Genomic DNA, 23194 nt, shown 5'->3' on the forward strand with positions numbered 1-23194 from the left:
GCCAATGCTGCTCCACCACTACCGCTTCACGCCGGACGAGTCTCTGTTCGACGTCGACGGTTTCCGGGCGGAGCTCTCCGCCAGCCACTCGCTGATCGCGCCATTCAAGGCCGCTCTTCGCGAGATCCAGGCGCGCCTCGACGAGCGGTTTCGCGCCGGAGCCGATATTCGCGACCTCGTCCATGGTCGCGCCTGGTGCCTGGATCGGCTGCTGGCGGTGGCCTGGGAACACCACGCCTGGCCCGATGACGGCGTGGCCCTGCTCGCCGTGGGCGGCTATGGCCGCGGCGAGCTGCACCCCTACTCCGATGTCGACCTCCTGCTGCTGCTCCAGCACGACGACGACGCACCCTATCGCGAGCCGCTGACGGCCTTTATCACCTTCCTGTGGGACATCGGCCTGGAGATCGGGCACAGCGTGCGCTCGCTGGACGACTGCGAACGCGAGGCCAGGGCCGACCTCACGGTCATCACCAACCTGCTCGAGAGCCGCACCGTCGCCGGCCCCGAACGGCTGCGCGAGTCGATGAAGGCACGCCTGGCCGCCGATCGCGTGTGGCCGGCGAAGCACTTCTTCGAGGCCAAGTGGCAGGAGCAGATCAGCCGCCACCAGCGCCACAACAACTCCGAGTACCACCTGGAGCCCAATATCAAGAGCGCGCCCGGCGGGCTACGCGATATCCAGATGATCGGCTGGGTCGCCAAGCGACATTTCGGCAGCGAACGCTACAGCGACCTGGTGGCCGCCGGCTTCATGAACGACGCCGAGCTGCGTATCCTGAGCCAGGGTCAGGCCTTCCTGTGGCAGGTGCGCTACGCCCTGCACATGCTTGCCGGCCGGGCCGAGGACCGCCTGCTGTTCGACCACCAGCGTACCATCGCCGAACTGTTCGGCTTTCGTGACACGCCGGAGCGTCTCGCCGTCGAGCAGTTCATGAAGCGCTACTACCGCCATATCACGGCCCTGGCGGGCCTCAACGACATGCTGCTGCAGCATTTCGACGAGGCGATCCTGCATGCCGGCGAGGTACTGCCGGTCGAACCACTCAATGAGCGCTTCGAGGTCAAGGATGGCTTTATCCAGGCGCGCTCGCGAACCGTCTTCCGCGACCGCCCCTCGGCCCTGCTCGAGCTCTTCCTGCTGATGGCCGAGCACCCCGGCATCGAAGGGGTACGTGCCGACACCATCCGCCAGATCCGTGATCACCGCCACCTGATCGATGACCTCTACCGCGATGACGTGCGCCACCAGAGCCTGTTCATGGAGCTGTTGCGCTCCGGTGGCAACGTGGCGCGTCAGCTACGGCGCATGAACCGTTATGGCGTGCTGGGCAAGTACCTGCCGGAGTTCGGCCGTGCCATTGGCCTGATGCAGCATGATCTGTTCCATATCTACACCGTGGACGCCCACACCCTGCACCTGCTGAAGTTTATCCACGGCTTCCGCAAGCCCGAGGCCCGCGAGACCTTCCCGGTGGCCGCCAATATCATCCACCAGCTGCCCAAGCTGGAGCTGCTGTGGATCGCCGGGCTCTACCACGATATCGGCAAGGGCCGCGGCGGCGACCACTCGATCCTCGGCGCCCGGGACGTAGAGGCCTTCGCCGAGCGCCATGGCCTCTCCCCGCGGGATACCCGCCTGGTAAGCTGGCTGGTGGAGCAGCATCTGACCATGTCGATGGTGGCCCAGAAGCGCGATATCACCGACCCGGACGTGATCGCCGACTTCGCCCGCCTGGTCGGCGACGAGACGCGCCTCGACTACCTGTACGTGCTGACCGTTGCCGATATCAATGCCACCAACCCCAGCCTGTGGAACGGCTGGCGCGCCTCGCTGCTGCGCCAACTTCATGCCGAGACCAAGCGCGCCCTGCGTCGCGGCCTGGAGAACCCCCTGGAGCGCAACGACTGGGTCAACGAGACCCGCGACGAGGCCCTCTCGCTGCTTGCAGCGGTGGGGGCCGACATGGACCGAGTGCAGCGCCTGTGGGAGTCGCTGGGCGAGGAGTACTTCCTGCAGTACGCCCCCAGCGAGATCGCCTGGCAGTCCCAGGGCATCCTCGCCCACGGGGCGAGCCAGCTGCCGCTGATCCTGCTCAGCGCCCCGGCAGACGGCATGGTCGAGGGCGGCACCAAGGTGTTTATCCACACCCGCTCGGTGGATGACCTCTTCGCCGCCACCGCCGCCGCCCTCGACCAGCTCGGCCTCTCCATCCACGATGCGCGCATCGCCACCTCCAGCAACGACTGGACACTGAACACCTTTATCGTGCTCGACGACCAGGGGCGCCCCATTCGCGACCCGGTGCGCCTGGAGGAGATTCGCGCCCATCTGGTCGAGGAGCTCGACGATCCCGACGACTACCCGCAGATCGTCACCCGTCACACCCCGCGTCAGCTCAGGCACTTCAAGGTCCACACCCAAGTAATCATCGAGCAGGACCCGGCCAACGAGCGCACCCTGCTGGAGTTGATCGCCCCGGACCGCCCCGGCCTGCTGGCTCGAGTCGGCCGCATCTTCATGGAGCAGGACATCGCCCTCTCCGCGGCCAAGATCGCCACCCTGGGCGAGAAGGTAGAGGACGTCTTCTTCATCACCGACAAGACCGGCCGCCCCCTCACCGACCCCGAGCGCCAGGCGCGCCTGCGCGAGCGCCTGGAGGAGGTGCTGGATGTCTCAGGCTAGCCGCGTTTGAGGCCTTCCCTGGCCTTCCCTATAATCGAGCCTCCTGCGTTCACCCCGCGACACATCATAACGACGACGCCTGCGGCCACGGCCCAAGAGGCGCGCCTGGACACCCATGAACCCTGATCTCGACGCCCTCAAGCCCTACCCCTTCGAGCGGCTGGCCGCCCTCAGGGCCGGCGTGACGCCTCCCGCGGAGCTCGCGCCTATTTCGCTGACCATCGGCGAGCCCCAGCACGCCCCCTATGCCGGCGCCCTCGAGGCGCTGCAGGCGAGTCAGGCCGACTTCGCTCGCTACCCGGCCACCGCCGGCAGTGCCGAGCTTCGTCAGGCCATCGCCGACTGGGCCAGGCACCGTTTCGGCCTTGACGGCCTCGATCCCGACACCCAGGTGTTGCCGGTCAACGGCACCCGCGAGGCGCTGTTTGCCTTCGTTCAGGCGGCGCTGGACCGCACCCGTCCGGCGAAGGTGGCCATGCCCAACCCCTTCTACCAGATCTACGAGGGCGCCACCCTGCTCGCCGGTGGCGAGCCCTACTACCTCGACTGCAACACCGAAAGCGGCTTTCGTCCCGACATCGAGGCCGTGCCCGCCGACGTCTGGCGCCAGGTACAGATCGTCTTTCTCTGCTCGCCCGGCAATCCGACGGGGGCGGTCACGCCACTGGCCGAGTTCCAGCGACTGATCGAGCTCGCCGACGAACACGACTTCCTTATCGCCTCGGACGAGTGCTACTCGGAACTCTATCTGGACGAGACATCCCCACCCCCCGGGCTGCTCGAGGCCTGCGCGGCCCTGGGGCGTCACGACTATCGACGCTGCCTGGTCTTCCACTCCCTCTCGAAACGCTCCAACCTGCCCGGGCTGCGCTCGGGTTTCGTGGCCGGCGACGCCGGGCTGATCGCCCCCTTCAGGCGCTATCGCACCTACCACGGTAGCGCCATGGCGCTACCGGTGCAGCACGCCTCGATCGCCGCCTGGCGCGACGAGAGCCATGTGCGCGCCAATCGCGACGCCTACCGCGAGAAGTTCGACGCCGTGACCCGCATTCTCGCCCCGGTGATGGCGTTCCCCACCCCGGAGGCAAGCTTCTACCTGTGGCCGGCGGTACCCGGCGGTGACGACGAGGGCTTTACCCGGGAGCTGCTGCGCCATGCCAACGTGAGCGTACTTCCCGGCAGCTATATGGGCCGCCCCGCACCCGACGGCCCCAACGCTGGCATCAACCCCGGCAGCGGCCGCCTGCGGCTGGCGCTGGTCGCCGAGCCCCAGGCCACCGCCGAGGCGGCGCGCCGCATCCGCGACTTCATCGAGAGGAGGCTGTGATGTTTACCCTGTACGGCATCAAGAACTGCGACACCTGTCGCCGTGCGCGCAAGGCGATGGACAATTCCGGCGTTCCCTACCAGTTCCACGACCTGCGCGAGGATGGCCTCTCCGCGCCACTGCTCGAACATATCCTCGAAAAGGTGCCGGTGCTGACGGCGCTCAACAAGCGCAGCACCACCTGGCGCAACCTGTCCGACGAGGAGAAGCGGGAGGTGGATGCCAACAGCGCCCGCGAGCTGCTGCTCGCCCACCCCACCCTGCTCAAGCGCCCCCTGCTGGATACCGGCGATGACATCCGCGTGGGCTATCGCGACGGCGACTACGACGACCTTCAGGGCTAAGCGCCCCCTCTGAACACACGATTCGACTCTACAAGGACTCTCGATATGCTGAGCTTTGCACTCGGAACCGGCACCCAGAACACCCAGGGCGACTGGCTGGAGATCTACTACCCCACCCCCCTCCTCGAGCCCAATGCCGACCTGATCGCGGCGGTCAAGCGGGTGCTGGACGTCCCGGAGGGTAACGCTGCGGTCAGCTTCCTGCCCGAGCAGTGTGGCGAGCTGGCCGGCGCCCTCAAGGCCGCCGGCCACGCCGAGCAGGCACAGCTGGCCGAGACCCTCGCCGCGGCCACTCGCCCGCTGGTGGCAATGTTTATCGCCGAGGACTTGCCCCCGCAGAGCGTCCCCGAGGTCTACCTCAAGCTGCACCTGCTGTCTCACCGCCTGGTCAAGCCCCACGGCCTCGACCTTACCGGCATGTTCGGCCTGCTGCGCAATATCGCCTGGACCAACGAGGGCGCCATCGACGTCCAGGAGCTGCCCGCCCGCCGTCTCAAGGCGCGCCTGGAGGGCCGAGCCCTCTCCGTGGACTGTGTCGACAAGTTCCCCAAGATGACCGACTACGTGGTTCCCGGCGGCGTGCGTATCGGCGACACCGCCCGGGTTCGCCTGGGTGCCTACCTCGGCGAGGGCACCACCGTGATGCACGAGGGCTTCGTCAACTTCAACGCGGGCACCGAAGGACCGGGCATGATCGAGGGTCGAATCTCGGCCGGGGTAATGGTCGGCAAGGGCTCCGACCTCGGCGGCGGCTGCTCCACCATGGGCACGCTCTCGGGAGGCGGCAATATCGTGATCAAGGTCGGCGAAGGCTGCCTGATCGGTGCCAATGCCGGCATCGGCATCCCGCTGGGGGACCGCTGCACCGTGGAGGCGGGCCTCTACCTTACCGCCGGTGCCAAGGTCACCCTGCTCGACGACCAGGGCCAGGAGGCCGGTACCGTGGCCGCCCGCGAGCTGGCCAACCAGGACGACCTGCTGCTGCGCCGCAACTCCCAGAACGGCCGCATCGAGTGCCTGACCAACAAGAGCGCCATCGCGCTCAACGAGGCACTGCATGCCCATAACTGATCCTGCTGGCCTCTCGCCCACCCTGCGGCTCGCCTTCGACCTGTTGGCACGCCCATCGGTGACGCCGGACGACCTGGGGTGTCAGGAACTGATGATCGAGCGCCTCGCGGCGCTCGGTTTCCATATCGAACGCCTGCCCTACGGCGATGTCGAGAACTTCTGGGCCACCCGTGGTCACCACGGTCCATTGCTGGCCTTCGCCGGCCACACCGATGTGGTGCCCAGTGGCCCTCACACCCACTGGGACACCCCCCCCTTCACGCCGTGCATCGATGACGACGGCATGCTGCGAGGCCGAGGTGCCGCCGACATGAAGGGCAGCCTGGCGGCCATGATCACCGCGGTGGAGCGCTTTATCGCCGACCACCCCGATCACCACGGCCGACTGGGGTTTTTGATCACCTCCGATGAGGAGGGCCCGGCCAGGGACGGGACGCGCGCCGTGGTGGAGCATCTGCGTGAACGCCACGAGCGGCTCGACTACTGTATCGTCGGCGAGCCCTCCTCCACCGCTCGACTGGGGGATGTGGTCAAGAACGGTCGCCGTGGCTCACTCGGTGGCGTGCTGCATATCAAGGGAGTACAAGGCCATGTGGCCTACCCTCACCTGGCACGCAATCCCATCCATCAGGCCATGCCCGCGCTGGACGCGCTGACCCGGGAGCACTGGGACGACGGCAACGACTTCTTCCCCGCGACCAGCTTCCAGATCTCCAACTTTCGCTCGGGTACCGGCGCCACCAACGTCATCCCCGGCGAGGTGGAGGTCGTGTTCAACTTCCGCTTCTCCACCGAGGTGACCCAGGAGCAGCTCAAGTCGCGCACCGCGGCGATTCTCGATGCCCACGGCCTGGACTACGAACTGGACTGGACTCTCAACGGCGAGCCCTTCCTCACCGCCGAGGGCGAACTCGTGGAGGCCAGCGTGCGCGGTGTCGAGGAGATCACCGGACAGACCCCCGAGCTCTCCACCAGCGGTGGCACCTCGGATGGACGCTTTATCGCTACCCTGGGCAGCCAGGTAGTGGAGCTGGGTCCCCTCAATGCCACCATCCATCAGGTCAACGAGCGGGTGCGGGCCAGCGACCTGGACGAGCTGAGCCGCATCTATGAAGCGATCATGAAGCACCTGTTCATCAACGGCAGTGCCCGACCCTGAGGCTTGCATGACAGCTGACAGCGAACCCCGTTATCCCGATATCGAGATCTACCTGGCCAAGGCCCCTGTTGAGGCGCTGAATACGTGGCTGGGCGAGGCCATCGGAGCCGATCCTCTGGCCCCGGCCGGCAAGGGCAAGTGGCGCGCCCGTGGCCGGCTTGCCGGCAACGAGATCCCGGTGCTGCTGGTGGAGCGTGCCGCCGACGGCTTCGCCAGCCTCTGGTTCGATAGCGCCCAGACCCCCTGGTCGAATGACGCGGCCTGCGCGCGCTCCGCCGCCCGTCACCTGGGCGGCGAGGTGCGCTGCTCGCTGGGCGGCTGGCAACCCGGCGACGAGCCCGACCGCTTTCTGCAGGTGCTTCCCGACGGGCGTGAAACAGAGATCCACTGGCCCGACTCCGGCCGGTAGCCCAAAACGACATCGCCCCGCGGCTGCGGGGCGATGTTCAAAGGCGTAAGCACCAAAGGCTTGAGTACTACAGGTGTGAGTACAGGGCGCCCCGGAGCCAGCCGATGACGCTGCGATTCAGGTAATCACCGTGACATCGTCGGCCTGTAGCCCCTTTTCGTTCTCCACCACGTAATAGCGGACCTTCTGGCCCTCGGCCAGGGTGCGGTGACCGCGGCCACGAATGGCCCGGAAGTGAACGAAGACATCCTCGCCGCTGTCGCGAGTGATAAAACCATACCCCTTGTTGACGTTGAACCACTTCACCTCACCGAGTTCACGATCATCGCTCTCGATCTCGGCCAGGTTGACCAGCTGGGGACTAAGGGCATTGACTGCCAGAGTGGCGACCAGCAGCACCAGGAAAACCGCCAGGGCCGCGGCAGCATAGACCACGGCGACACCGCCTAGCTGGAGGCTGTCGAACAGCGCCTCGGACAGGGCGCCGCCGGCCAGGTGAATAAACAGGGCGATCAGCAACGGCGCCGGGGCAGCTAGCAGCAGACTGATCAGACTACAGCGAAACATGAGCTTGCGATTCATGGGCTCGAATGACTCTCTAGTTGGCAATGAACGATATTGATAACCACGAGGAAGGTGCCACGATGAACGGTGGCACGCAGCGCAAGGATTCTAGCATGAGCACGACCCACACGTCCGACACCCTTGACGAGCGCCTCACCGCCCTGGAGAGCCGTATCGCCTACCAGGAACACTGGCTGGACACCCTGGACCAGGCGGTCGCCGCCCAGGAGACGCGTCTGACCAGGCTGGAGCGCATCAATGACTTGATGCAGCGGAAGATTCGCGAGCAGCAGCAGGCACTGCAGGAGGGAGATGCGGCGGCACCAAGCGCCGAGGACGAGCTACCGCCGCACTATTAGCCTCAAGGGGCAAGGAAAGCGTAGCGCCACCACAGGGTGAGCGGCGCAACCGGGTTATAGCTCGTCGAGGTAGCGCTCGGCATCCAGGGCGGCCATGCAGCCGCTGCCGGCGGAGGTGACCGCCTGGCGATAGACATGGTCCATGACGTCGCCGGCGGCGAACACGCCCGGCACGCTGGTGGCGGTGGCGTTGCCGTCGAGGCCCGAGCGGACCCGAATATAACCACCATTCATCTCCAGCTGCCCCTCGAAGATGCCGGTATTGGGGCTGTGGCCGATGGCGATAAACACGCCCGGTGCCGCGAGCTCCTTGGTCTCGCCGGTCGTGGTGGAGGCCAGACGCACACCGGTCACGCCGCTGTTGTCGCCCAGCACCTCCTCCAGTGTGTGGTTCCACTCCAGCACCACCTTGCCCTCCTCGGCCTTCTGGAACAGCTTGTCCTGAAGGATCTTCTCGGCACGCAGGCTGTCACGACGGTGCACCAGGGTAACCTTCGAGGCGATATTGGCCAAATACAGGGCCTCCTCCACGGCGGTATTGCCGCCACCGACCACGACCACCTCCTGGTTGCGGTAGAAGAAGCCATCGCAGGTAGCACAGGCCGACACGCCCTGGCCCATCAGCTTCTGCTCGGACTCCAGCCCCAGATAGCGGGCGCTGGCGCCGGTGGCGATGATCAGTGCATCGCAGGTATAGGTGCCGTTGTCGCCCTTCAGGGTGAAGGGGCGCTCACGCAGTTCCACCTCGTGGATATGGTCGAACAACACCTCGGTATCGAAGCGTTCGGCGTGGCGCTTCATGCGCTCCATCAGCTCGGGTCCCTGTACGCCGGCATCATCGCCGGGCCAGTTGTCCACATCGGTGGTGGTGGTCAGCTGCCCTCCCGCCTGCATGCCGGTGATCAGCAGCGGCTTGAGGTTGGCGCGGGCCGCATAGACGGCGGCGGTATACCCCGCCGGACCGGAACCGAGAATGATCAGGCGCTCATGACGCACATCGCTCATGGAAAGACCTCGTGCAGTAACGTTCGGAATAGAGTGGCGCCATTGTAACAGCCACGCCGCCTCATAGGGTCGGTGCGCCCCGATCGAGGCAGCCCTGTCGCGCGTCGCTAGAGCACCTCGTCGTCGCGGCCCAGCACCACCGTCAGCACCTCGGGATCGCCGGGGTCGGCCTCGATGCGCACCTGGATAGGCGCACAGCAGACGTGGCAGTCCTCCCAGGTGATCTGGCTGCCCTGGGAGGCATCCAGCAGCAGATCGAAGGGTGCATCGCAGTAGGGGCAACGCACCCGCCGCGGGGTCAATGCCTCTTCATGCATGGGAACTCCCCGGCCGTGCTCGGCCTGTCTTGAAAGCATGGGTTGGCGCATGGCTTTCCGGCGCTTGAGCAACGCTGACACAGATGAAAAGAGATGGCGACACTCGGCTAACATTTCAAGCACCTCCGAGCAACAGTTGAAAAGCCTGCCTATCATGACCATATACATTAAGGCGTACCAGGAAGGTTCGTTCACACTCCGATGGGAGGATTTCGATGAGCACCGACTCTTTTTCCGATACTCTGCAGAGCCTCGAGGCCGCAGGCCGTACCTACCACTACTACAGCCTGCCCAAGGCAGCCGAGGCGCTGGGAGGCATCGAACGCCTGCCCAAGACCCTCAAGATCCTGCTCGAGAATCAGCTGCGCTTTGCCGATGACGAAAGCGTGTCCCGGGAGGACATGCAGGCACTGGTGGACTGGCAGCAGGAGGGACGCTCCGACCGCGAAATCGGCTACCGGCCGGCTCGTGTGTTGATGCAGGACTTCACCGGCGTGCCGGGGGTGGTCGACCTCGCCTCCATGCGTGCGGCCGTCGAGCGCCTGGGCGAGGATCCGGCACGGATCAACCCGCTCTCCCCGGTGGACCTGGTCATCGACCACTCGGTGATGGTCGACAAGTTCGGCAACCCCTCCGCGTTCAAGGACAACGTGGCCATAGAGATGGAGCGCAACCGCGAACGCTACGAGTTCCTGCGCTGGGGTCAGGAGGCCTTCGACAACTTCCGTGTGGTGCCACCGGGCACCGGCATCTGTCACCAGGTCAACCTCGAGTATCTGGGCAGAACGGTGTGGACCAAGGAACAGGACGGCAAGACCCTCGCCTACCCCGACACCCTGGTAGGTACCGACTCTCACACCACCATGATCAACGGCCTGGGCGTACTCGGCTGGGGCGTGGGGGGTATCGAGGCCGAAGCCGCCATGCTGGGTCAGCCGGTCTCGATGCTGATTCCCGAGGTGGTCGGCTTCAAGCTCAGCGGCAAGCTGCGCGAGGGAATCACCGCGACCGACCTGGTGCTCACGGTGACCCAGATGCTGCGCAATCACGGCGTGGTGGGCAAGTTCGTGGAGTTCTACGGTGATGGCCTCAAGGACCTCCCGCTGGCGGATCGCGCCACCATTGCCAACATGGCACCGGAATATGGCGCCACCTGTGGCTTCTTCCCGGTAGACGACGAGACGCTGACCTATATGCGCCTCACCGGCCGCGACGATGCTCAGATCGCCCTGGTGGAGGCGTACAGCAAGGCCCAGGGTCTGTGGCGCGAGCCCGGCGAGGAGCCAGTGTTCAGCGACACCCTGGCGCTGGACATGACCGAGGTCGAAGCCAGCCTGGCCGGCCCCAAGCGCCCGCAGGATCGCGTGGCCCTCTCCGACATGAAGTCGACCTTCGAGGCGCTGCTCGAGGACGACACGGAGGCCAGAACCACCAAGCCGGGTGTCAAGCAGGCCGCATCCGTGGAGAAGGGGCGCCTGTTCTCCGAAGGCGGGCAGACCGCGGTGGGCGTCGAACGCAGCTTCGAGCATGCCGACAGCCAGGACGTCGACCTCGACGGCGAGCAGTTCAAGCTCAACCCGGGTGATGTGGTGATTGCCGCCATCACCTCCTGTACCAACACCTCCAACCCCAGCGTGATGATGGCTGCCGGCCTGCTGGCCCGCAAGGCCCGCGAGCAGGGGCTATCCACCAAACCGTGGGTGAAGACCTCACTGGCGCCGGGTTCCAAGGTGGTCACCGACTACCTGGCCGCCGGTGGCGTGCAGGAGGACCTCGATGCCCTAGGCTTCAACCTGGTGGGGTATGGCTGCACCACCTGCATCGGTAACTCAGGTCCCCTGGCGGAGCCCATCGAGCAGGCCATCAATACGGCCGACCTCACCGTGGCCTCGGTCCTCTCGGGTAACCGCAACTTCGAGGGTCGCGTGCACCCGCTGGTCAAGACCAACTGGCTGGCTTCACCGCCTCTGGTCGTGGCCTATGCCCTGGCCGGCAACGTCCAGCTCGACCTGACCCAGGAACCGCTGGGCACCGGCAAGGACGGCAAGCCGATCTACCTCAAGGATATCTGGCCCAGCCAGGCGGAAATCGCCGAAGCGGTGGAGCGGGTCAACACCGAGATGTTCCGCAAGCAGTATGCCGAGGTCTTCGACGGCGACGAGGTCTGGAAGGCCATCGAGGTGCCCCAGAGCAAGGTCTATCAGTGGTCGACGGACTCCACCTATATCCAGCATCCGCCCTTCTTCGACGGCATGGGACGAGAACCCGATGTCGTGGAGGACGTCAAGGACGCCCGTATCCTGGCCATGCTGGGTGACTCGGTAACTACCGACCATATCTCGCCGGCCGGCGCCATCAAGCCCGACAGTCCCGCCGGTCGCTACCTGCAGGAGCACGGGGTCAAGCCGGTGGACTTCAACTCCTACGGTTCACGGCGCGGCAACCATGAAGTGATGATGCGCGGTACCTTCGCCAACGTCCGCATCAAGAACGAGATGCTCGACGGCGTGGTGGGCGGTGAGACACGCCACGTGCCCTCCGGCGAACAAATGGCGATCTATGACGCCGCCATGAAGTACCAGCAGGAGAACACTCCGCTGGTGGTGGTGGCCGGCAAGGAGTACGGCACCGGCTCCAGTCGTGACTGGGCCGCCAAGGGGACGCGCCTGCTTGGCGTCCGCGCGGTACTGGCCGAGTCCTACGAGCGTATCCACCGCTCCAACCTGATCGGCATGGGCGTGGTACCGCTGCAGTTCCCCGAGGGCGAGAGTCGTCAGTCGTTGGGGCTCACCGGCGATGAGCAGATCTCCATCGAAGGGCTCTCCGAGCTCACCCCGGGCAGCAGCGTCAAGGTGACCATCAAGAGCGACAAGGGCGAGAAGAACATCGAGGCGCTGTGCCGCATCGATACCGCCAACGAGCTGGAGTACTACCGCCATGGCGGCATCCTGCACTATGTGCTGCGCAAGATGATCGGTTCGGCCTGACCCCCTTCGGCCGACTCAACCGCACCAGCAACAGCCCCGCCGGGATATCCGGCGGGGCTGCTTGGTTTGGAGCGTCAGATGTCGAACTACCTAACCTCTTGGCGCAGAGCGCTTGACTCGTCGCTTCTGGCCTAGAAGGAGCGGCGGCGATAGCGCCGATACTCCGGGGTCCAGCTGTTGCGCTCGATGGCCTCGCGCAGCTTGATGCCGTTGGTCTTCAGCGCCATGCCCTCGCCCTGGGCCTGGCCGGCCACATCGAAGGCGATCGCCTTGGAAAGCTCGCGGATCTTGCTCAGCGGTGGCAGTAGCGCGCCCTTGCCCTCCTTGACGATAGGCGCCTCTCGCGCCAGCGCTCGCGATGCCGCCATCAACATGTCATCGGTCACTCGCCGAGCCTCGGCGGCGATCACCCCAAGGCCGATCCCCGGGAAGATATAGGCATTGTTGCACTGGGCGATGGGAATGGTGCGCCCCTCGTACTCCACCGGGGCGAAGGGACTGCCGGTCGCGACCAACGCCGCCCCGTCGGTCCAGCGGATCACATCCTCGGGCACGGCTTCGGCCTGGGAGGTGGGGTTGGAGAGAGGCATGATGACCGGCGTCTCGCAGCTGGCGTGCATGGTACGCACCACCTCCTCGGTAAAGATGCCCGGCCGCCCGCACACCCCGATCAGCACCGTCGGCTTGACCTGTCGTACCGTCTCGACCAGGTCCTGGCCGTTCCAGCCCTCGGTAAGGGCCGCGTCGTGGGCCAGACGGCTCTGGAAATCGCGCAACCAATCCTGGTCGTCGGTGACCAGCCCCTCCCGGTCGACCATGTAGATACGGTCGCGAGCCTCCCGTTCGGAGAGCCCCTCCGCCTGCATGGCCACCACCACCTGCTCGGCGATGCCGCAGCCGGCGGAGCCCGCTCCCACGAACACCACTCGCTGCTGAGTGATCCCCTCACCACGGGCCTTGCAGGCCGCCATCAGGGTGCCTACCACCACCGCGGCGGTCCCCTGAACATCGTCGTTGAAGCAGCACAGCTCATCGCGATAGCGCGTCAGCAGCGGCACGGCATTGGCCTGGGCAAAGTCCTCGAACTGCAACAGCACCCCTGGCCAGCGTCGCTTCACCGCCACGATGAACGCTTCGATAAAGGCATCATACTCTTCCTGGGAGATCCGCGGGTGGCGCCACCCCATGTACATCGGGTCATCGAGCAGCGCCTGATTGTTGGTCCCCACATCGAGCATGATCGGCTGGGTATAGGCAGGACTGATACCACCACAGGCGGTGTACAGCGACAGCTTACCGATCGGAATGCCCATGCCACCGATACCCTGATCCCCCAGGCCAAGAATGCGCTCACCATCGGTGACCACGATCACCTTGACCTTCTCCTTGGTGGAGGAGCGCAGGATGTCATCCAGCCGGTCACGATCGGGATAGCTAATGAACAGCCCCCGGTGATTGCGATAGATATTGGAGAACTCCTGACACGCCTTGCCCACCGTGGGCGTATAGATGATGGGCAGCATCTCCTCGAGGTGCTCCGAGACCAGTCGATAATAGAGGGTCTCGTTATCATCCTGAATGGCGCGCAGGTAGATATGCTTGTCGAGATCGGTCTGGCACTGTTGGTACTGTCGGTAGGCCCGCTCCAGCTGCTCCTCGATGGTCTCCACACACTGCGGCAACAGGCCGATCAGGTTGAACTCGATGCGCTCTTCCTGACTGAAGGCGCTGCCCTTGTTGAGCAGCGGCATCTCCAGCAGCGGCGGACCGGCATAGGGAATATACAAGGGGCGCTTGGATTCGGTGGTCATCTCAGCTCTCGATCGGTTGACGGGAACAGGCCTGGGGCACCCTATCGGCACCCCTCGAATACTCTACCATGCACGAAACGGCAGCGCCCCGGCCAAGACCGGGGCGCTCGATGCCGGGTTACTAATCCCGGGCGACCAGCCTGGGCCTCAGTCGAGGTCGTCGAGGGTTACCACCAGGTCGCGACGCGATACATCGACATCCCAGAAGGTGTAGGAGTCGCCGTCCGAGTCGACCAGCTTGATGTCAAAGTAGGGGCTCTTGTACCCCGTGAGCGTGACCCGACGCGAGGCACCATCGAGCATGACTTCATCTCCCAATACATCCTCTTCCCATGAGGTCGACTTCCCGGGGCTGACATAGAGGTAGTAGATGGTGTAGCCGGTGTCATTGGTGATATCGACATAGTAGTCCCGCGCCTGTGCGGTCACCGCGAACAGGATCAGGAAGAGTGCCAGCAGCCAGCGTTGAATCGGCATCGTCGGTTCCTTTCATTAGAGTGGCGCACTAGCCACGGGAGTCATTATTGTTAATTTAGAATAATCACACTCATGGCAGAGTGCCAACCCCTTTCGGGTCACCGCACCTGATGAGAGAAGACCATCTCGACGCAACCACCGCTCCCCACTCATAAAACCCACTCCGAAAGCGTCTGGCGAGGTGCTGTCAGCTACCCTTGACTGGCGCGATGGATGAGGCCGATGCCTTGAAGAAGAATGGCCGCAGTTTCACCCCGAGCATATTGCCGGCGAAGGCCGCCACCAGCCACACCCAGCCATGCAGGCTGCCGGAGGCGATACCGCTGAAGTAGGCGCCGATATTGCAGCCGAAGGCCAGACGAGCACCATAGCCGAGCATAATGCCACCGACCACGGCAGCCAACACCGAGCGCAGGGGAATGCGAAAGCTGGGGGCGAAACGGCCGGCCAGCGAGGCGGCGATCAAGGCACCGAGCATCAGGCCGATGTTCATGACACTGGTGATATCACGCCAGATCGTGGCCTCCAGGGCGGCAGCATTCCACGAGGACTGCCAGTAACCCCACTGGCTGACATCTCCCCCCAATGCCGTGAAGCCCTTGGCGCCCCACAGGGCGAAGGCGGAGGTGATGCCCCAGGGGCGGCCGGCCAGGGCCAGGGTGGCGAAATTCAGCAGCGCCAGGGCCACGGCCCCCGCCAGCAGTGGCCAGGGACCGACAAGCCAGCGCCGATTGCCGACATCGATCTTCGCTGCCCGTTCAAGCTGCCCGTGCCGGCGCTTCTCCATCACCACCGTAAAGGCGGCGATGGCCGCAAACAGCGCCAGGCTGATCGCCATTCCCCCACCGGTGCCCGCGGTCTTGACCAGCGACACCGGCTGGAAGGCCGGCAGGCTCTGCCACCAGCCGAAATGGGCGGTACCGATCAGCGAACCGATAATGAAGAACACCAGGGTGATCAGCATGCGCGCATTGCCGCCTCCGGCGGTGAACAGGGTGCCGGAGGCACAGCCGCCCCCCAGCTGCATGCCCACCCCAAAGAGAAAGGCTCCGAACACCACCGACACACCGATGGGTGCCACGAAGCCATAGACCGGCTGACCCAACAGGCTGCCGGCCCCCAGTGCCGGGAAGAACAGCAGCACCGCGATGGCCAGCATCACCATCTGCGCGCGCAGGCCGCGACCTCTCCGCTCGGTGATAAAAACCCGCCAGGCGGCAGTAAAGCCGAAGGCCGCATGGTAGAGCACCATGCCCAGCAGGCCGCCAACCACCATCAGCCCCCCCAGACGCGCACCGAAGACGGTGCCCACGACCAGGGCCCCCAGCAGCAGGGCCCCGGCCGCCACGGCGGGAAGGGAGAGTCGCTTGGGTCGGGTCAAGGCGAATTCACTCATGGCAGGTTCACTCGGAGGCAGAGGCGCATCACGGGGAGATGGACATCACGGGACAGGGTGCCCGCAAACCGGTTAGGGTAACGGAACCCTTAAATCGCGTAAAAGTATTTAAAAGAAGAAATTGATGCCAAAAAGTAATTAAAGGCTCGAACGAATGTCGGGCGCCAGCAGGCGCCCGACATGTCAACGCAACCGAGGTGGCGTCAGACGAAGCGACCCAGTCCTGCCGCCTGCCGCAGACGATCCATCAGAGGCGCCGCCTCGGCCCGAGCGCGCTCTGCCCCCTTCAGCAGCACCTGCTCGATATGCCCCGGGTCCTCCAGCAACGCCTGGTAGCGCTCGCGAGGCTCGCGCAGATGGTCGTTGAGGTATTCGAATACACGGTTCTTGGCCTCGCCCCAGCCGATGCCACCGGCATACTCCTCGCGCATGGCCGTCGTCTCCTCGGCCGTGGCGAACGCGGAGTAGATCTGGAACAGGGTGCAGGTATCCGGATCCTTGGGCTCGCCGGGCTCCAGCGAGTTGGTCTTGATCTTGCGCACCAGCTTCTGCAGCTTCTTTTCGGAAACAAACAGCGGAATGGTGTTGTTGTAGCTCTTGGACATCTTGCGCCCGTCCAGACCACCCAGCACCTCGACCTTCTGGTCCACCACCGCCTCGGGCAGGGTGAAATACTGCCCCTTGTAGAGATGGTTGAAGCGACCCGCCATATCACGGGCCATCTCGATATGCTGGATCTGATCACGCCCCACCGGTACCCGGTTGGCGTTGAACATCAGGATATCGGCGGCCATCAGCACCGGATACCCGAACAGGCCCATGGTGATGCCCTTGTCGGGGTCCTGATTGCCGGCCGCCTCGTTCTCGGCTACCGCCGCCTTGTAGGCATGGGCACGATTCATCAGCCCCTTGGCACAGACACAGGTGAGCATCCAGGTCAGCTCGGGGATCTCGGGAATGTCCGACTGCCGGTAGAAGATGGCGTTATCGGTGTCCAGGCCGAGCGCCATCCAGGTGGCGGCGATCTCCAGGCGCGACTCCTGCACCCGGCGCGGATCCTGACACTTGATCAATGCATGCAGGTCGGCCAGGAAGTAGTAGGACTGGACACCCGGGTCCTGGCTCGCCTCGATGGCAGGCTTGATGGCACCGACATAGTTACCCAGATGGGGGGTGCCGGTGGTGGTAATGCCGGTAAGGACGCGGATCTTCTCGGAAGCTGCACTCATGGAAAGCGGACTCTGCGGTTCGTAAATGGTCGCTATGGTAACGCGCAGGCCCCCACAAGGCGACCGGAGCCGGACGCCGCCCCTCTTCCCTAGCCCGGATGACCAATGGCCGAGAGCATGAGCGGCAGCGCGTGACAAAGGGCTCGACCTGGGCCTGGGCCCGATCTCGTATCTTCGCCCTCAGGGACGCCCTGCTCCACACTTCCAGCAGGCCTCGAAGACCCCCTCCAGCGTCTCGCCGCAGCCCGGGCAGTGCCAGGCCGCGGCATCGCTCCTGCCCGTCAGGGCATCGCCTATCAGGGCGTCGGCACGCTCGCGATTATGCGACTTCACCCACACCTCGGGCTCGCACTCCCCGAGCGGCAGCTCACCGGCGCCGCCACCCAGGGTCATGTTGCGCAACTCCGCGGGGATGCCCGCCGCTTCGAGCAGGTTATACACATGGCTGACCAGCAGCGTATTGCTGTGGGCAAAGACACGCACCGACTCGCCCACCCTGTCAGTCACGGAAGACCCGCACCCCCAGAGCCTTCAAGTAGCTGGTCTCGGGAATCGCCGGATGCACCGGATGATCCGGTCCTTGATGACCCTGGAAGAGAATCTGGCCATGGCGATCCTGATGGCGCACTGCTCCGCGCACCACGTCGACCAGCCGCTCCGGGGCCAGGTGCATGGAGCACGATGCCGAGAGCAGCAGGCCATCGCGGCCCAGCAGGCGCATCGCCTCACGGTTGAGCTTGCCGTAGGCGCGCTCACCATTGGGAATATCCTTGCGCTTCTTGATGAAGGCGGGCGGATCGAGGATCACCACATCGAACTGCTCGCCCTCCGCCTTGAGAGCCGCCAGAACATCGAAGGCATCCCCCTCCCCCACCGACACCTGCTCGTGCAGGCCATTGAGTGCGGCATTGTCGGCCACCCGCTCCAGCGCCGGGGCCGAGGCATCCACGCAGAGCACCTCCCGGGCACCATGAGCCGCGGCCTGTACGCCCCAGCCGCCGACATAGCTGAACAGGTCCAGCACCCGCTTGCCGGCCACGAACTGATTGAGCCAGGCGCGGTTGACGCGGTGGTCATAGAACCAGCCGGTCTTCTGGCCATCCAGCACCGGTGCCGAGAAGCGCACGCCATTCTCCTCAAGCAGCACGGGGTCACCCACGTCGCCCTTGACCACCTCCACGGAGCGCTCGAGGCCCTCCTGACGGCGTCCCGAGGTGTCGTTGCGCAGCACCACGTTCACGGGTGAGAGCACCTTGTCCAGGGCATCGAGGAGCTCGGGCAGCACCGCCTGCATGCCGGCGGTATTTAGCTGCACCACCAGCGTATCGCCGAAGCGGTCGATCACCAGTCCAGGCAGCAGATCTCCCTCGCCGTGCACGAGGCGGTAGTAGGGGGCGGCGAACAGCTGCTGGCGAAGCGCCAGGGCCTGGTTGAGGCGATGCACCAGCAGCGAGCGGTCGAGACTCTGCTGCGGATCCCGGGAGACCAGACGCGCGCAGATCAGCGAATTGGGGTTGACGTAGGCCACGCCCATGGCCTTGCCATTGGCCGCCTCCACCACTACCTGCTGCCCCGGCTCCAGGCCCTTGAGCGGTGTCGCAGCGGTATCGATCTCGTTGGAGTAGAGCCACAGGTGGCCGGCCTTCAGACGGCGGTCGGCGTTCTTCTTCAGGCGAAGTGAGGACAGGGTCATGGTGGGTCTCTCCGGGAAGTCAGGTCTGGCAACGGGGACAGTAGACACTGGCCCGCTGCCCGAGGGTGATAAGGCGCAGCTCGGTGCCACAGCGCCGGCAGGGCTCGCCATGGCGGCCATAGACATTGAGCCGCTGCTTGAAGTAGCCGGGCTCGCCGGTGCCTCCGACGAAGTCTCGCAGGGTCGTGCCCCCCTGGGTAATGGCGGCGGCCAGCACCTCCTTGGCCGCGGCGGCCAGACGCGCATAGCGCTCCGCCGAAATCCGCCCGGCGGCGCGACGTGGGTCGATGCCGGCCATGAACAGCGCCTCGGAAGCGTAGATATTGCCGACCCCCACCACCACGGCGTTGTCCATCAGGAAGGGCTTGACCGCGACACGCCGCCCTCGCGAGAGGCGGTAGAGCCGCTCACCGTCGAAGGCCTCCGAAAGCGGCTCCGGTCCCAGTCGCCTCAGGCGCGAGTCCTCTTCAACGCTGCCGGCCAGCCAATCGACGAAGCCGAAGCGCCGCGGGTCGTGATAGCGCAGGATGGCACCATCATCGAGCACCAGGTCGAGGTGGTCATGCTTTCTAGGCAGCTCACCGAGACGCACGATTCGCAGACTGCCCGACATGCCCAGATGCCATAGCAGGGTCGCCCCGGCGGAGTCTCCTCCGGCAAGGGGGAGCAGCAGGTACTTGGCACGACGGGTCAGCGAACCGATGCGAGCGCCTACCAGCCGGTCGGCCAGGTCGGCCGGTACCGGCACACGCAGACGGGACTGGCGCACGATCACTTCACCGATCTCACGCCCTTCGACATGCGGGGCGATGCCACGACGGGTGGTCTCGACTTCGGGGAGTTCTGGCATCGGTGACAGGCTCTACGGCTTCCTCAGAAACGCCTGAACCCGGCTGAGGGATCAGCCGGGTTCAGATCAACAGGCTTGAACACCTGCGGAAGAGGATCAAGGCTTACTTGATCTTGGCTTCCTTGTACATCACGTGCTTGCGAACAACCGGATCATACTTCTTCATCTCCAGCTTGTCCGGAGTGTTCCGCTTGTTCTTGTCGGTGGTGTAGAAGTGGCCGGTACCGGCGCTGGACACCATTCTGATCTTGTCACGCATGACTACTTGCTCCCCTTGTATGGATCGCTAGAAGCGAATCGCTTAGACGGCTTCGCCGCGCTTGCGGATATCGCCCAGAACCGCGTCGATACCCTTCTTGTCGATGATACGCATGCCCTTGGAAGAGACGCGCAGCTTGACGAAACGGTTCTCGGACTCCACCCAGAAACGGTGGGAGTGCAGGTTCGGCAGGAACCGGCGGCGGGTCTTGCGCTGGGAGTGTGAAACGTTGTTACCAGTCACCGGGCGCTTGCCGGTAACCTGACATACTTTGGACATGGGAGCCTCCAACCACTGGCCAGGTGTCAATCACCTGTTGTGTTCAAAACCTGTCGGGCAAACCGGGAGATCCCGTGACATTTGACCCAAGGGAATTCAAAGGCTGCACTTTATACCAGAGACCGCCTCACCGGACAAGCCCGGAGCGCAAGGACAAATCTGTCCAGCGAAGGCAAGGGCGACGCGAAAGACGACTGATGGTGGGCCGGTGCTTGGCAGGCAGCCCCCGTACTATTCACTCAACTCTCTCGGGGGCCAGGCGCAGCCGAGGCAACATTATAGAGCAAGTCGCACCCCGCGTCATGTCCTACAGCCACCCTCGCTCGGCGAAGGAGACGACCTCGCCATCCCCGACCACGAAGTGGTCGAGTACGCGGATCTCGAACAGTCCGAGGGCCTCGCACAGGCGGTCGGTGATGCGCCGGTCGGCGTCACTAGGCTCTGCCACCCCCGATGGATGGTTGTGGGCCAGGATAAGCGCCCCGGCGCCCAGCTCCAGGGCACGCCGCGCCACCTCGCGAGGATAGACGGAGGCGCTGTCCAGGGTGCCGCGGAACAGTGATTCATAGCGAATCACGCGGTGCTGGGTATCGAGGAATAGCGCGGCAAACTCTTCATGTCCCAGGTGACGCAGCTGGCTGGAGAGATAGGCACGCACCAGGGTCGGCGAGGTGAGCGCCTCCCCCCGGGCCAGCTGGCTTGCCAGGTGCCGCCGCGACAGCTCGAGGGTGGCCTGAAGCTGGACATACTTGGCATCCCCCATGCCCCGCGCCGCACAGAAGCGCTCGCGCTCGGCCTCCAGCAGCTGGCGCAGGCCACCGAACTCCAGCAGCAGATCGCGGGCCAGGTCCACCGCCGAACGGCCCTGCACGCCGACCCGCAGAAAGATCGCCAACAGCTCGGCATCCGAGAGCACCTCGGCACCCAGCGCCAGCAGTTTCTCCCTGGGGCGCTCCCCCTCAGGCCAGTCCTTGATCGACATCGCTCGCCCCTCCCCTCAGCCTGGCCCTCAGTGTAGTCACTCTGCTGCAGGGCCAGCCCGGCTTGCCATACCGGCTCGGCTACGCAAGGTGGGGCGCCAGTGGTAAGGTAGGCGGCTGAGATACTCGCCGGGAACCTGTCCATGTCATCGCTATCCGGAACCGGACTCACAGGCCGCCGCATTCTGCTCGGCATCAGTGCCGGTATCGCCGCCTACAAGAGCGCCCTGCTCGCTCGTCTGCTCAAACAGGCGGGCTGCGAAGTGCGCGTCGTCATGACCGAGGGGGCCCAGGCCTTTATCACGCCGCTGACCCTGCAGGCACTGACCGGTGAGCCCGTACGCACCTCGCTGCTGGACCCCGAAGCCGAGGCCGGCATGGGGCATATCGAGCTGGCGAAGTGGGCCGACACCATTCTGATCGCTCCGGCCACCGCCGACCTGATGGCACGCCTGGCCGCGGGCATGGCCGACGACCTGCTCACCACCCTGTGCCTGGCCAGTGATGCCGAGAAGGTCATGGCACCTGCCATGAATCAGGCCATGTGGCGCCAACCCGCGACCCGGCGCAATGCCGCCCGTCTCGACGAGGATGGCTGGCGCCTGCTGGGGCCGGACAGCGGCGATCAGGCCTGTGGCGATACCGGCCCCGGTCGCATGCTGGAGCCCGAGACGATCCTCGGGTCACTGCTCTCATCGCAGGACGCCGATCACGCGCCGGCCACCGGCCTGACCGTCACCATTACCGCCGGCCCGACCCGGGAGCCCCTGGACCCGGTTCGCTACCTCTCCAACCACAGCTCCGGCAAGATGGGCTACGCCCTGGCCACGGCTGCCGCGGCCCTGGGCGCCCGGGTCAAGCTGATCAGCGGCCCGGTGACCCTGCCCTGTCCGGCCGGAGTGGAGAGAATCGCGGTGGAGACGGCGCTCGAGATGCATGAGGCGACGGCGCGACTCGCCCCGCAGAGCGATATCTTTATCGGCTGCGCCGCGGTCGCCGACTACCGCGCCGAAGCGGCCGCCGAGCACAAGATCAAGAAGGTCGAGGGCGAGGATGCCCTGACCCTGCGCCTGATCAAGAACCCCGACATCATCGCCTCGGTGGCCGCACTGCCGGTGCCGCAGCGTCCGCTGGTGGTCGGCTTCGCCGCCGAGACCCGGGACGTCGCGAGCTATGCCCGCGACAAGCTGGCTCGCAAGGGGCTCGACATGATCGTCGCCAACGATGTCTCTCGCGAGGGACTCGGCTTCGGCAGCGATCATAACGCCGCCATACTGCTCTGGCGCGGCGCCGCGGGGGAGGAGCGGGAGAGCCTCGCTCCCCAGCCGAAGCGCGAGATGGCCCAGGCGATCATGCATCGTGCCCTGGCCTGCCTGGCCGAGCGGGCCGACGACTGAGCACACGGCGGCGGCCCGCCCCCGGCTGAGCCACCAACCGATCCACGACCCCGAACCGTATCAGGAACCTCCGATGCCCCAACCCGATGCCAAGCCCCGCCTGGCCGTCAAGCTGCTCGACGAACGCCTGCGCGACTACCTGCCCCACTACGCCACCCGGGGCTCTGCCGGCATGGACCTGCGCGCCCTGCTCGACGAACCCCTGACCCTGAGCCCGGGACAGTGTGAGCTGGTACGCACGGGGCTGGCCATTCATATCGCCGACCCGGCCCTCGCCGGCCTGATCCTGCCCCGCTCGGGGCTGGGCCACAAGCACGGCATCGTGCTCGGCAATCTGGTGGGGCTGATCGATTCGGACTACCAGGGCGAGCTGATGATCTCGGTCTGGAACCGGGGTCAGGCCGACTTCACCCTGGAGCCATTCGAGCGCCTGGCCCAATACGTGCTGGTGCCGGTGGTACAGGCCGAACTCGAGCTGGTAGACGACTTCGCTACCGGCCAGAGCAGCAGCCCCCAGGACAGTAACGGCCAGCGTGGCACCGGCGGCTTCGGCAGCTCCGGCCGCCACTGACCCAGCCGGCGCCTCCAGTCACCG

23 protein-coding genes are annotated in these 23194 nt (G+C 65.3%); 10 read left to right on the forward strand and 13 right to left on the reverse strand.

The genetic code is table 11. From position 1 onward, the window contains the following. Positions 1-4: 4 nt before the first annotated feature. From E0702_RS08635 to E0702_RS08660, 6 genes are all read left to right on the forward strand, one after another. Entirely contained in the window at positions 5-2686 is a 2682-nt protein-coding gene (locus E0702_RS08635; RefSeq protein WP_132042861.1) for a [protein-PII] uridylyltransferase, read from the forward strand. Positions 2687-2801: 115 nt separating this feature from the next. Further along, positions 2802-4013 carry a succinyldiaminopimelate transaminase gene (gene dapC, locus E0702_RS08640; protein WP_132042863.1) on the forward strand — a complete coding sequence of 404 codons (1212 nt, stop codon included), beginning with the start codon at positions 2802-2804 and terminating at the stop codon, positions 4011-4013. Then, positions 4013-4357, forward strand: a complete 345-nt coding sequence (locus E0702_RS08645; RefSeq protein ID WP_132042865.1) for an arsenate reductase — start codon at positions 4013-4015, stop codon at positions 4355-4357. Before dapC ends, E0702_RS08645 begins: the two co-directional genes overlap by 1 nt. A gap of 45 nt (positions 4358-4402) precedes the next feature. Beyond that, positions 4403-5428 (forward strand): 2,3,4,5-tetrahydropyridine-2,6-dicarboxylate N-succinyltransferase, encoded by a 1026-nt coding sequence (gene dapD / locus E0702_RS08650; RefSeq protein WP_132042867.1) that lies wholly within the window; start codon positions 4403-4405, stop codon positions 5426-5428. After that, entirely contained in the window at positions 5415-6587 is a 1173-nt protein-coding gene (gene dapE, locus E0702_RS08655; RefSeq protein ID WP_132042869.1) for a succinyl-diaminopimelate desuccinylase, read from the forward strand. The genes dapD and dapE overlap by 14 nt, the downstream gene beginning before the upstream one ends. 7 nt (positions 6588-6594) lie before the next feature. Next, positions 6595-6996 (forward strand): hypothetical protein, encoded by a 402-nt coding sequence (locus tag E0702_RS08660; RefSeq protein WP_132042871.1) that lies wholly within the window; start codon positions 6595-6597, stop codon positions 6994-6996. Positions 6997-7113: 117 nt separating this feature from the next. On the opposite strand, the gene E0702_RS20055 is transcribed toward E0702_RS08660, so the two are convergent. Continuing rightward, entirely contained in the window at positions 7114-7578 is a 465-nt protein-coding gene (locus E0702_RS20055; protein WP_272922913.1) for a cold-shock protein, read from the reverse strand. A gap of 95 nt (positions 7579-7673) precedes the next feature. On the opposite strand from E0702_RS20055, the gene E0702_RS08670 reads away from it, so the two are divergent. After that, the gene (locus E0702_RS08670; RefSeq protein ID WP_229332961.1) at positions 7674-7919 is read left to right on the forward strand and encodes a SlyX family protein; all 246 of its coding nucleotides are present in this window, start codon (positions 7674-7676) and stop codon (positions 7917-7919) included. Between the two features lie 54 nt (positions 7920-7973). Here the strand turns inward: E0702_RS08670 and trxB are convergent, their stop codons facing one another. Together trxB and E0702_RS08680 are read right to left on the reverse strand one after the other, a co-directional pair. After that, complete coding sequence (gene trxB / locus E0702_RS08675; RefSeq protein WP_132042875.1) at positions 7974-8924, reverse strand: thioredoxin-disulfide reductase; 951 nt, start codon at positions 8922-8924, stop codon at positions 7974-7976. Between the two features lie 107 nt (positions 8925-9031). Beyond that, positions 9032-9241, reverse strand: a complete 210-nt coding sequence (locus E0702_RS08680) for a CPXCG motif-containing cysteine-rich protein (protein WP_132042877.1) — start codon at positions 9239-9241, stop codon at positions 9032-9034. Positions 9242-9456: 215 nt separating this feature from the next. Between E0702_RS08680 and acnA the strand changes: the two genes are divergently transcribed. Next, a complete protein-coding gene (gene acnA / locus E0702_RS08685; protein WP_132042879.1) occupies positions 9457-12228 on the forward strand; it encodes an aconitate hydratase AcnA in 2772 nt (923 codons plus the stop codon). A 131-nt stretch (positions 12229-12359) separates the two neighbouring features. Here acnA and E0702_RS08690 read toward each other — a convergent pair whose 3' ends face one another. The 10 genes from E0702_RS08690 to radC all read right to left on the reverse strand — a co-directional run bounded on the left by E0702_RS08690 (position 12360) and on the right by radC (position 21204). After that, positions 12360-14039, reverse strand: a complete 1680-nt coding sequence (locus E0702_RS08690; protein ID WP_132042881.1) for an NAD-dependent malic enzyme — start codon at positions 14037-14039, stop codon at positions 12360-12362. A gap of 147 nt (positions 14040-14186) precedes the next feature. Continuing rightward, positions 14187-14516: a hypothetical protein gene (locus E0702_RS08695; RefSeq protein WP_132042883.1), complete on the reverse strand. Its 330-nt coding sequence runs from the start codon at positions 14514-14516 to the stop codon at positions 14187-14189. A 187-nt stretch (positions 14517-14703) separates the two neighbouring features. After that, positions 14704-15912, reverse strand: coding sequence for a YeeE/YedE family protein (locus E0702_RS08700; RefSeq protein ID WP_132042885.1), 1209 nt, complete (start codon positions 15910-15912; stop codon positions 14704-14706). Between the two features lie 203 nt (positions 15913-16115). Next, complete coding sequence (gene trpS, locus E0702_RS08705; RefSeq protein ID WP_132042886.1) at positions 16116-17141, reverse strand: tryptophan--tRNA ligase; 1026 nt, start codon at positions 17139-17141, stop codon at positions 16116-16118. Between the two features lie 180 nt (positions 17142-17321). Continuing rightward, entirely contained in the window at positions 17322-17648 is a 327-nt protein-coding gene (locus E0702_RS08710) for a putative signal transducing protein (RefSeq protein ID WP_240721701.1), read from the reverse strand. Beyond that, positions 17641-18834: a class I SAM-dependent rRNA methyltransferase gene (locus E0702_RS08715; protein WP_132042888.1), complete on the reverse strand. Its 1194-nt coding sequence runs from the start codon at positions 18832-18834 to the stop codon at positions 17641-17643. Before E0702_RS08715 ends, E0702_RS08710 begins: the two co-directional genes overlap by 8 nt. Positions 18835-18853: 19 nt before the next feature. Continuing rightward, positions 18854-19684 carry a bifunctional DNA-formamidopyrimidine glycosylase/DNA-(apurinic or apyrimidinic site) lyase gene (mutM, locus tag E0702_RS08720; protein ID WP_132042890.1) on the reverse strand — a complete coding sequence of 277 codons (831 nt, stop codon included), beginning with the start codon at positions 19682-19684 and terminating at the stop codon, positions 18854-18856. A 103-nt stretch (positions 19685-19787) separates the two neighbouring features. Then, positions 19788-19943 (reverse strand): 50S ribosomal protein L33, encoded by a 156-nt coding sequence (rpmG, locus tag E0702_RS08725; RefSeq protein WP_097790452.1) that lies wholly within the window; start codon positions 19941-19943, stop codon positions 19788-19790. 42 nt (positions 19944-19985) lie between these two features. Then, positions 19986-20222, reverse strand: coding sequence for a 50S ribosomal protein L28 (gene rpmB / locus E0702_RS08730; protein ID WP_132042892.1), 237 nt, complete (start codon positions 20220-20222; stop codon positions 19986-19988). 307 nt (positions 20223-20529) lie between these two features. Then, positions 20530-21204 carry a RadC family protein gene (radC, locus tag E0702_RS08735; RefSeq protein WP_132042894.1) on the reverse strand — a complete coding sequence of 225 codons (675 nt, stop codon included), beginning with the start codon at positions 21202-21204 and terminating at the stop codon, positions 20530-20532. A gap of 141 nt (positions 21205-21345) precedes the next feature. Here radC and coaBC point away from each other — a divergent pair, with 141 nt between their 5' ends. Both coaBC and dut read left to right on the forward strand, forming a co-directional pair. Then, the gene (gene coaBC, locus E0702_RS08740; RefSeq protein WP_132042896.1) at positions 21346-22599 is read left to right on the forward strand and encodes a bifunctional phosphopantothenoylcysteine decarboxylase/phosphopantothenate--cysteine ligase CoaBC; all 1254 of its coding nucleotides are present in this window, start codon (positions 21346-21348) and stop codon (positions 22597-22599) included. 73 nt (positions 22600-22672) lie between these two features. After that, positions 22673-23170: a dUTP diphosphatase gene (dut, locus tag E0702_RS08745; RefSeq protein ID WP_132042898.1), complete on the forward strand. Its 498-nt coding sequence runs from the start codon at positions 22673-22675 to the stop codon at positions 23168-23170. Positions 23171-23194 lie beyond the last annotated feature (24 nt).

Source organism: Halomonas marinisediminis (assembly GCF_004347715.1).
Lineage (GTDB): Bacteria > Pseudomonadota > Gammaproteobacteria > Pseudomonadales > Halomonadaceae > Halomonas > Halomonas icarae.

Bases quoted from the DNA above. Each gene is read 5' to 3' on its own strand.
- dapE (WP_132042869.1), top strand. From the start codon at position 5,415: ATGCCCATAACTGATCCTGCTGGCCTCTCGCCCACCCTGCGGCTCGCC.
- E0702_RS08660 (WP_132042871.1), top strand. From the start codon at position 6,595: ATGACAGCTGACAGCGAACCCCGTTATCCCGATATCGAGATCTACCTG.
- E0702_RS08715 (WP_132042888.1), bottom strand. From the start codon at position 18,834: ATGACCCTGTCCTCACTTCGCCTGAAGAAGAACGCCGACCGCCGTCTG.
- dapC (WP_132042863.1), top strand. From the start codon at position 2,802: ATGAACCCTGATCTCGACGCCCTCAAGCCCTACCCCTTCGAGCGGCTG.
- mutM (WP_132042890.1), bottom strand. From the start codon at position 19,684: ATGCCAGAACTCCCCGAAGTCGAGACCACCCGTCGTGGCATCGCCCCG.
- E0702_RS08645 (WP_132042865.1), top strand. From the start codon at position 4,013: ATGTTTACCCTGTACGGCATCAAGAACTGCGACACCTGTCGCCGTGCG.
- E0702_RS08635 (WP_132042861.1), top strand. From the start codon at position 5: ATGCTGCTCCACCACTACCGCTTCACGCCGGACGAGTCTCTGTTCGAC.
- E0702_RS08680 (WP_132042877.1), bottom strand. From the start codon at position 9,241: ATGCATGAAGAGGCATTGACCCCGCGGCGGGTGCGTTGCCCCTACTGC.
- radC (WP_132042894.1), bottom strand. From the start codon at position 21,204: ATGTCGATCAAGGACTGGCCTGAGGGGGAGCGCCCCAGGGAGAAACTG.
- dapD (WP_132042867.1), top strand. From the start codon at position 4,403: ATGCTGAGCTTTGCACTCGGAACCGGCACCCAGAACACCCAGGGCGAC.
- rpmB (WP_132042892.1), bottom strand. From the start codon at position 20,222: ATGTCCAAAGTATGTCAGGTTACCGGCAAGCGCCCGGTGACTGGTAAC.
- rpmG (WP_097790452.1), bottom strand. From the start codon at position 19,943: ATGCGTGACAAGATCAGAATGGTGTCCAGCGCCGGTACCGGCCACTTC.
- acnA (WP_132042879.1), top strand. From the start codon at position 9,457: ATGAGCACCGACTCTTTTTCCGATACTCTGCAGAGCCTCGAGGCCGCA.
- trxB (WP_132042875.1), bottom strand. From the start codon at position 8,924: ATGAGCGATGTGCGTCATGAGCGCCTGATCATTCTCGGTTCCGGTCCG.
- dut (WP_132042898.1), top strand. From the start codon at position 22,673: ATGCCCCAACCCGATGCCAAGCCCCGCCTGGCCGTCAAGCTGCTCGAC.
- E0702_RS08670 (WP_229332961.1), top strand. From the start codon at position 7,674: ATGAGCACGACCCACACGTCCGACACCCTTGACGAGCGCCTCACCGCC.
- E0702_RS20055 (WP_272922913.1), bottom strand. From the start codon at position 7,578: ATGAATCGCAAGCTCATGTTTCGCTGTAGTCTGATCAGTCTGCTGCTA.
- E0702_RS08700 (WP_132042885.1), bottom strand. From the start codon at position 15,912: ATGAGTGAATTCGCCTTGACCCGACCCAAGCGACTCTCCCTTCCCGCC.
- E0702_RS08690 (WP_132042881.1), bottom strand. From the start codon at position 14,039: ATGACCACCGAATCCAAGCGCCCCTTGTATATTCCCTATGCCGGTCCG.
- coaBC (WP_132042896.1), top strand. From the start codon at position 21,346: ATGTCATCGCTATCCGGAACCGGACTCACAGGCCGCCGCATTCTGCTC.
- trpS (WP_132042886.1), bottom strand. From the start codon at position 17,141: ATGAGTGCAGCTTCCGAGAAGATCCGCGTCCTTACCGGCATTACCACC.
- E0702_RS08695 (WP_132042883.1), bottom strand. From the start codon at position 14,516: ATGCCGATTCAACGCTGGCTGCTGGCACTCTTCCTGATCCTGTTCGCG.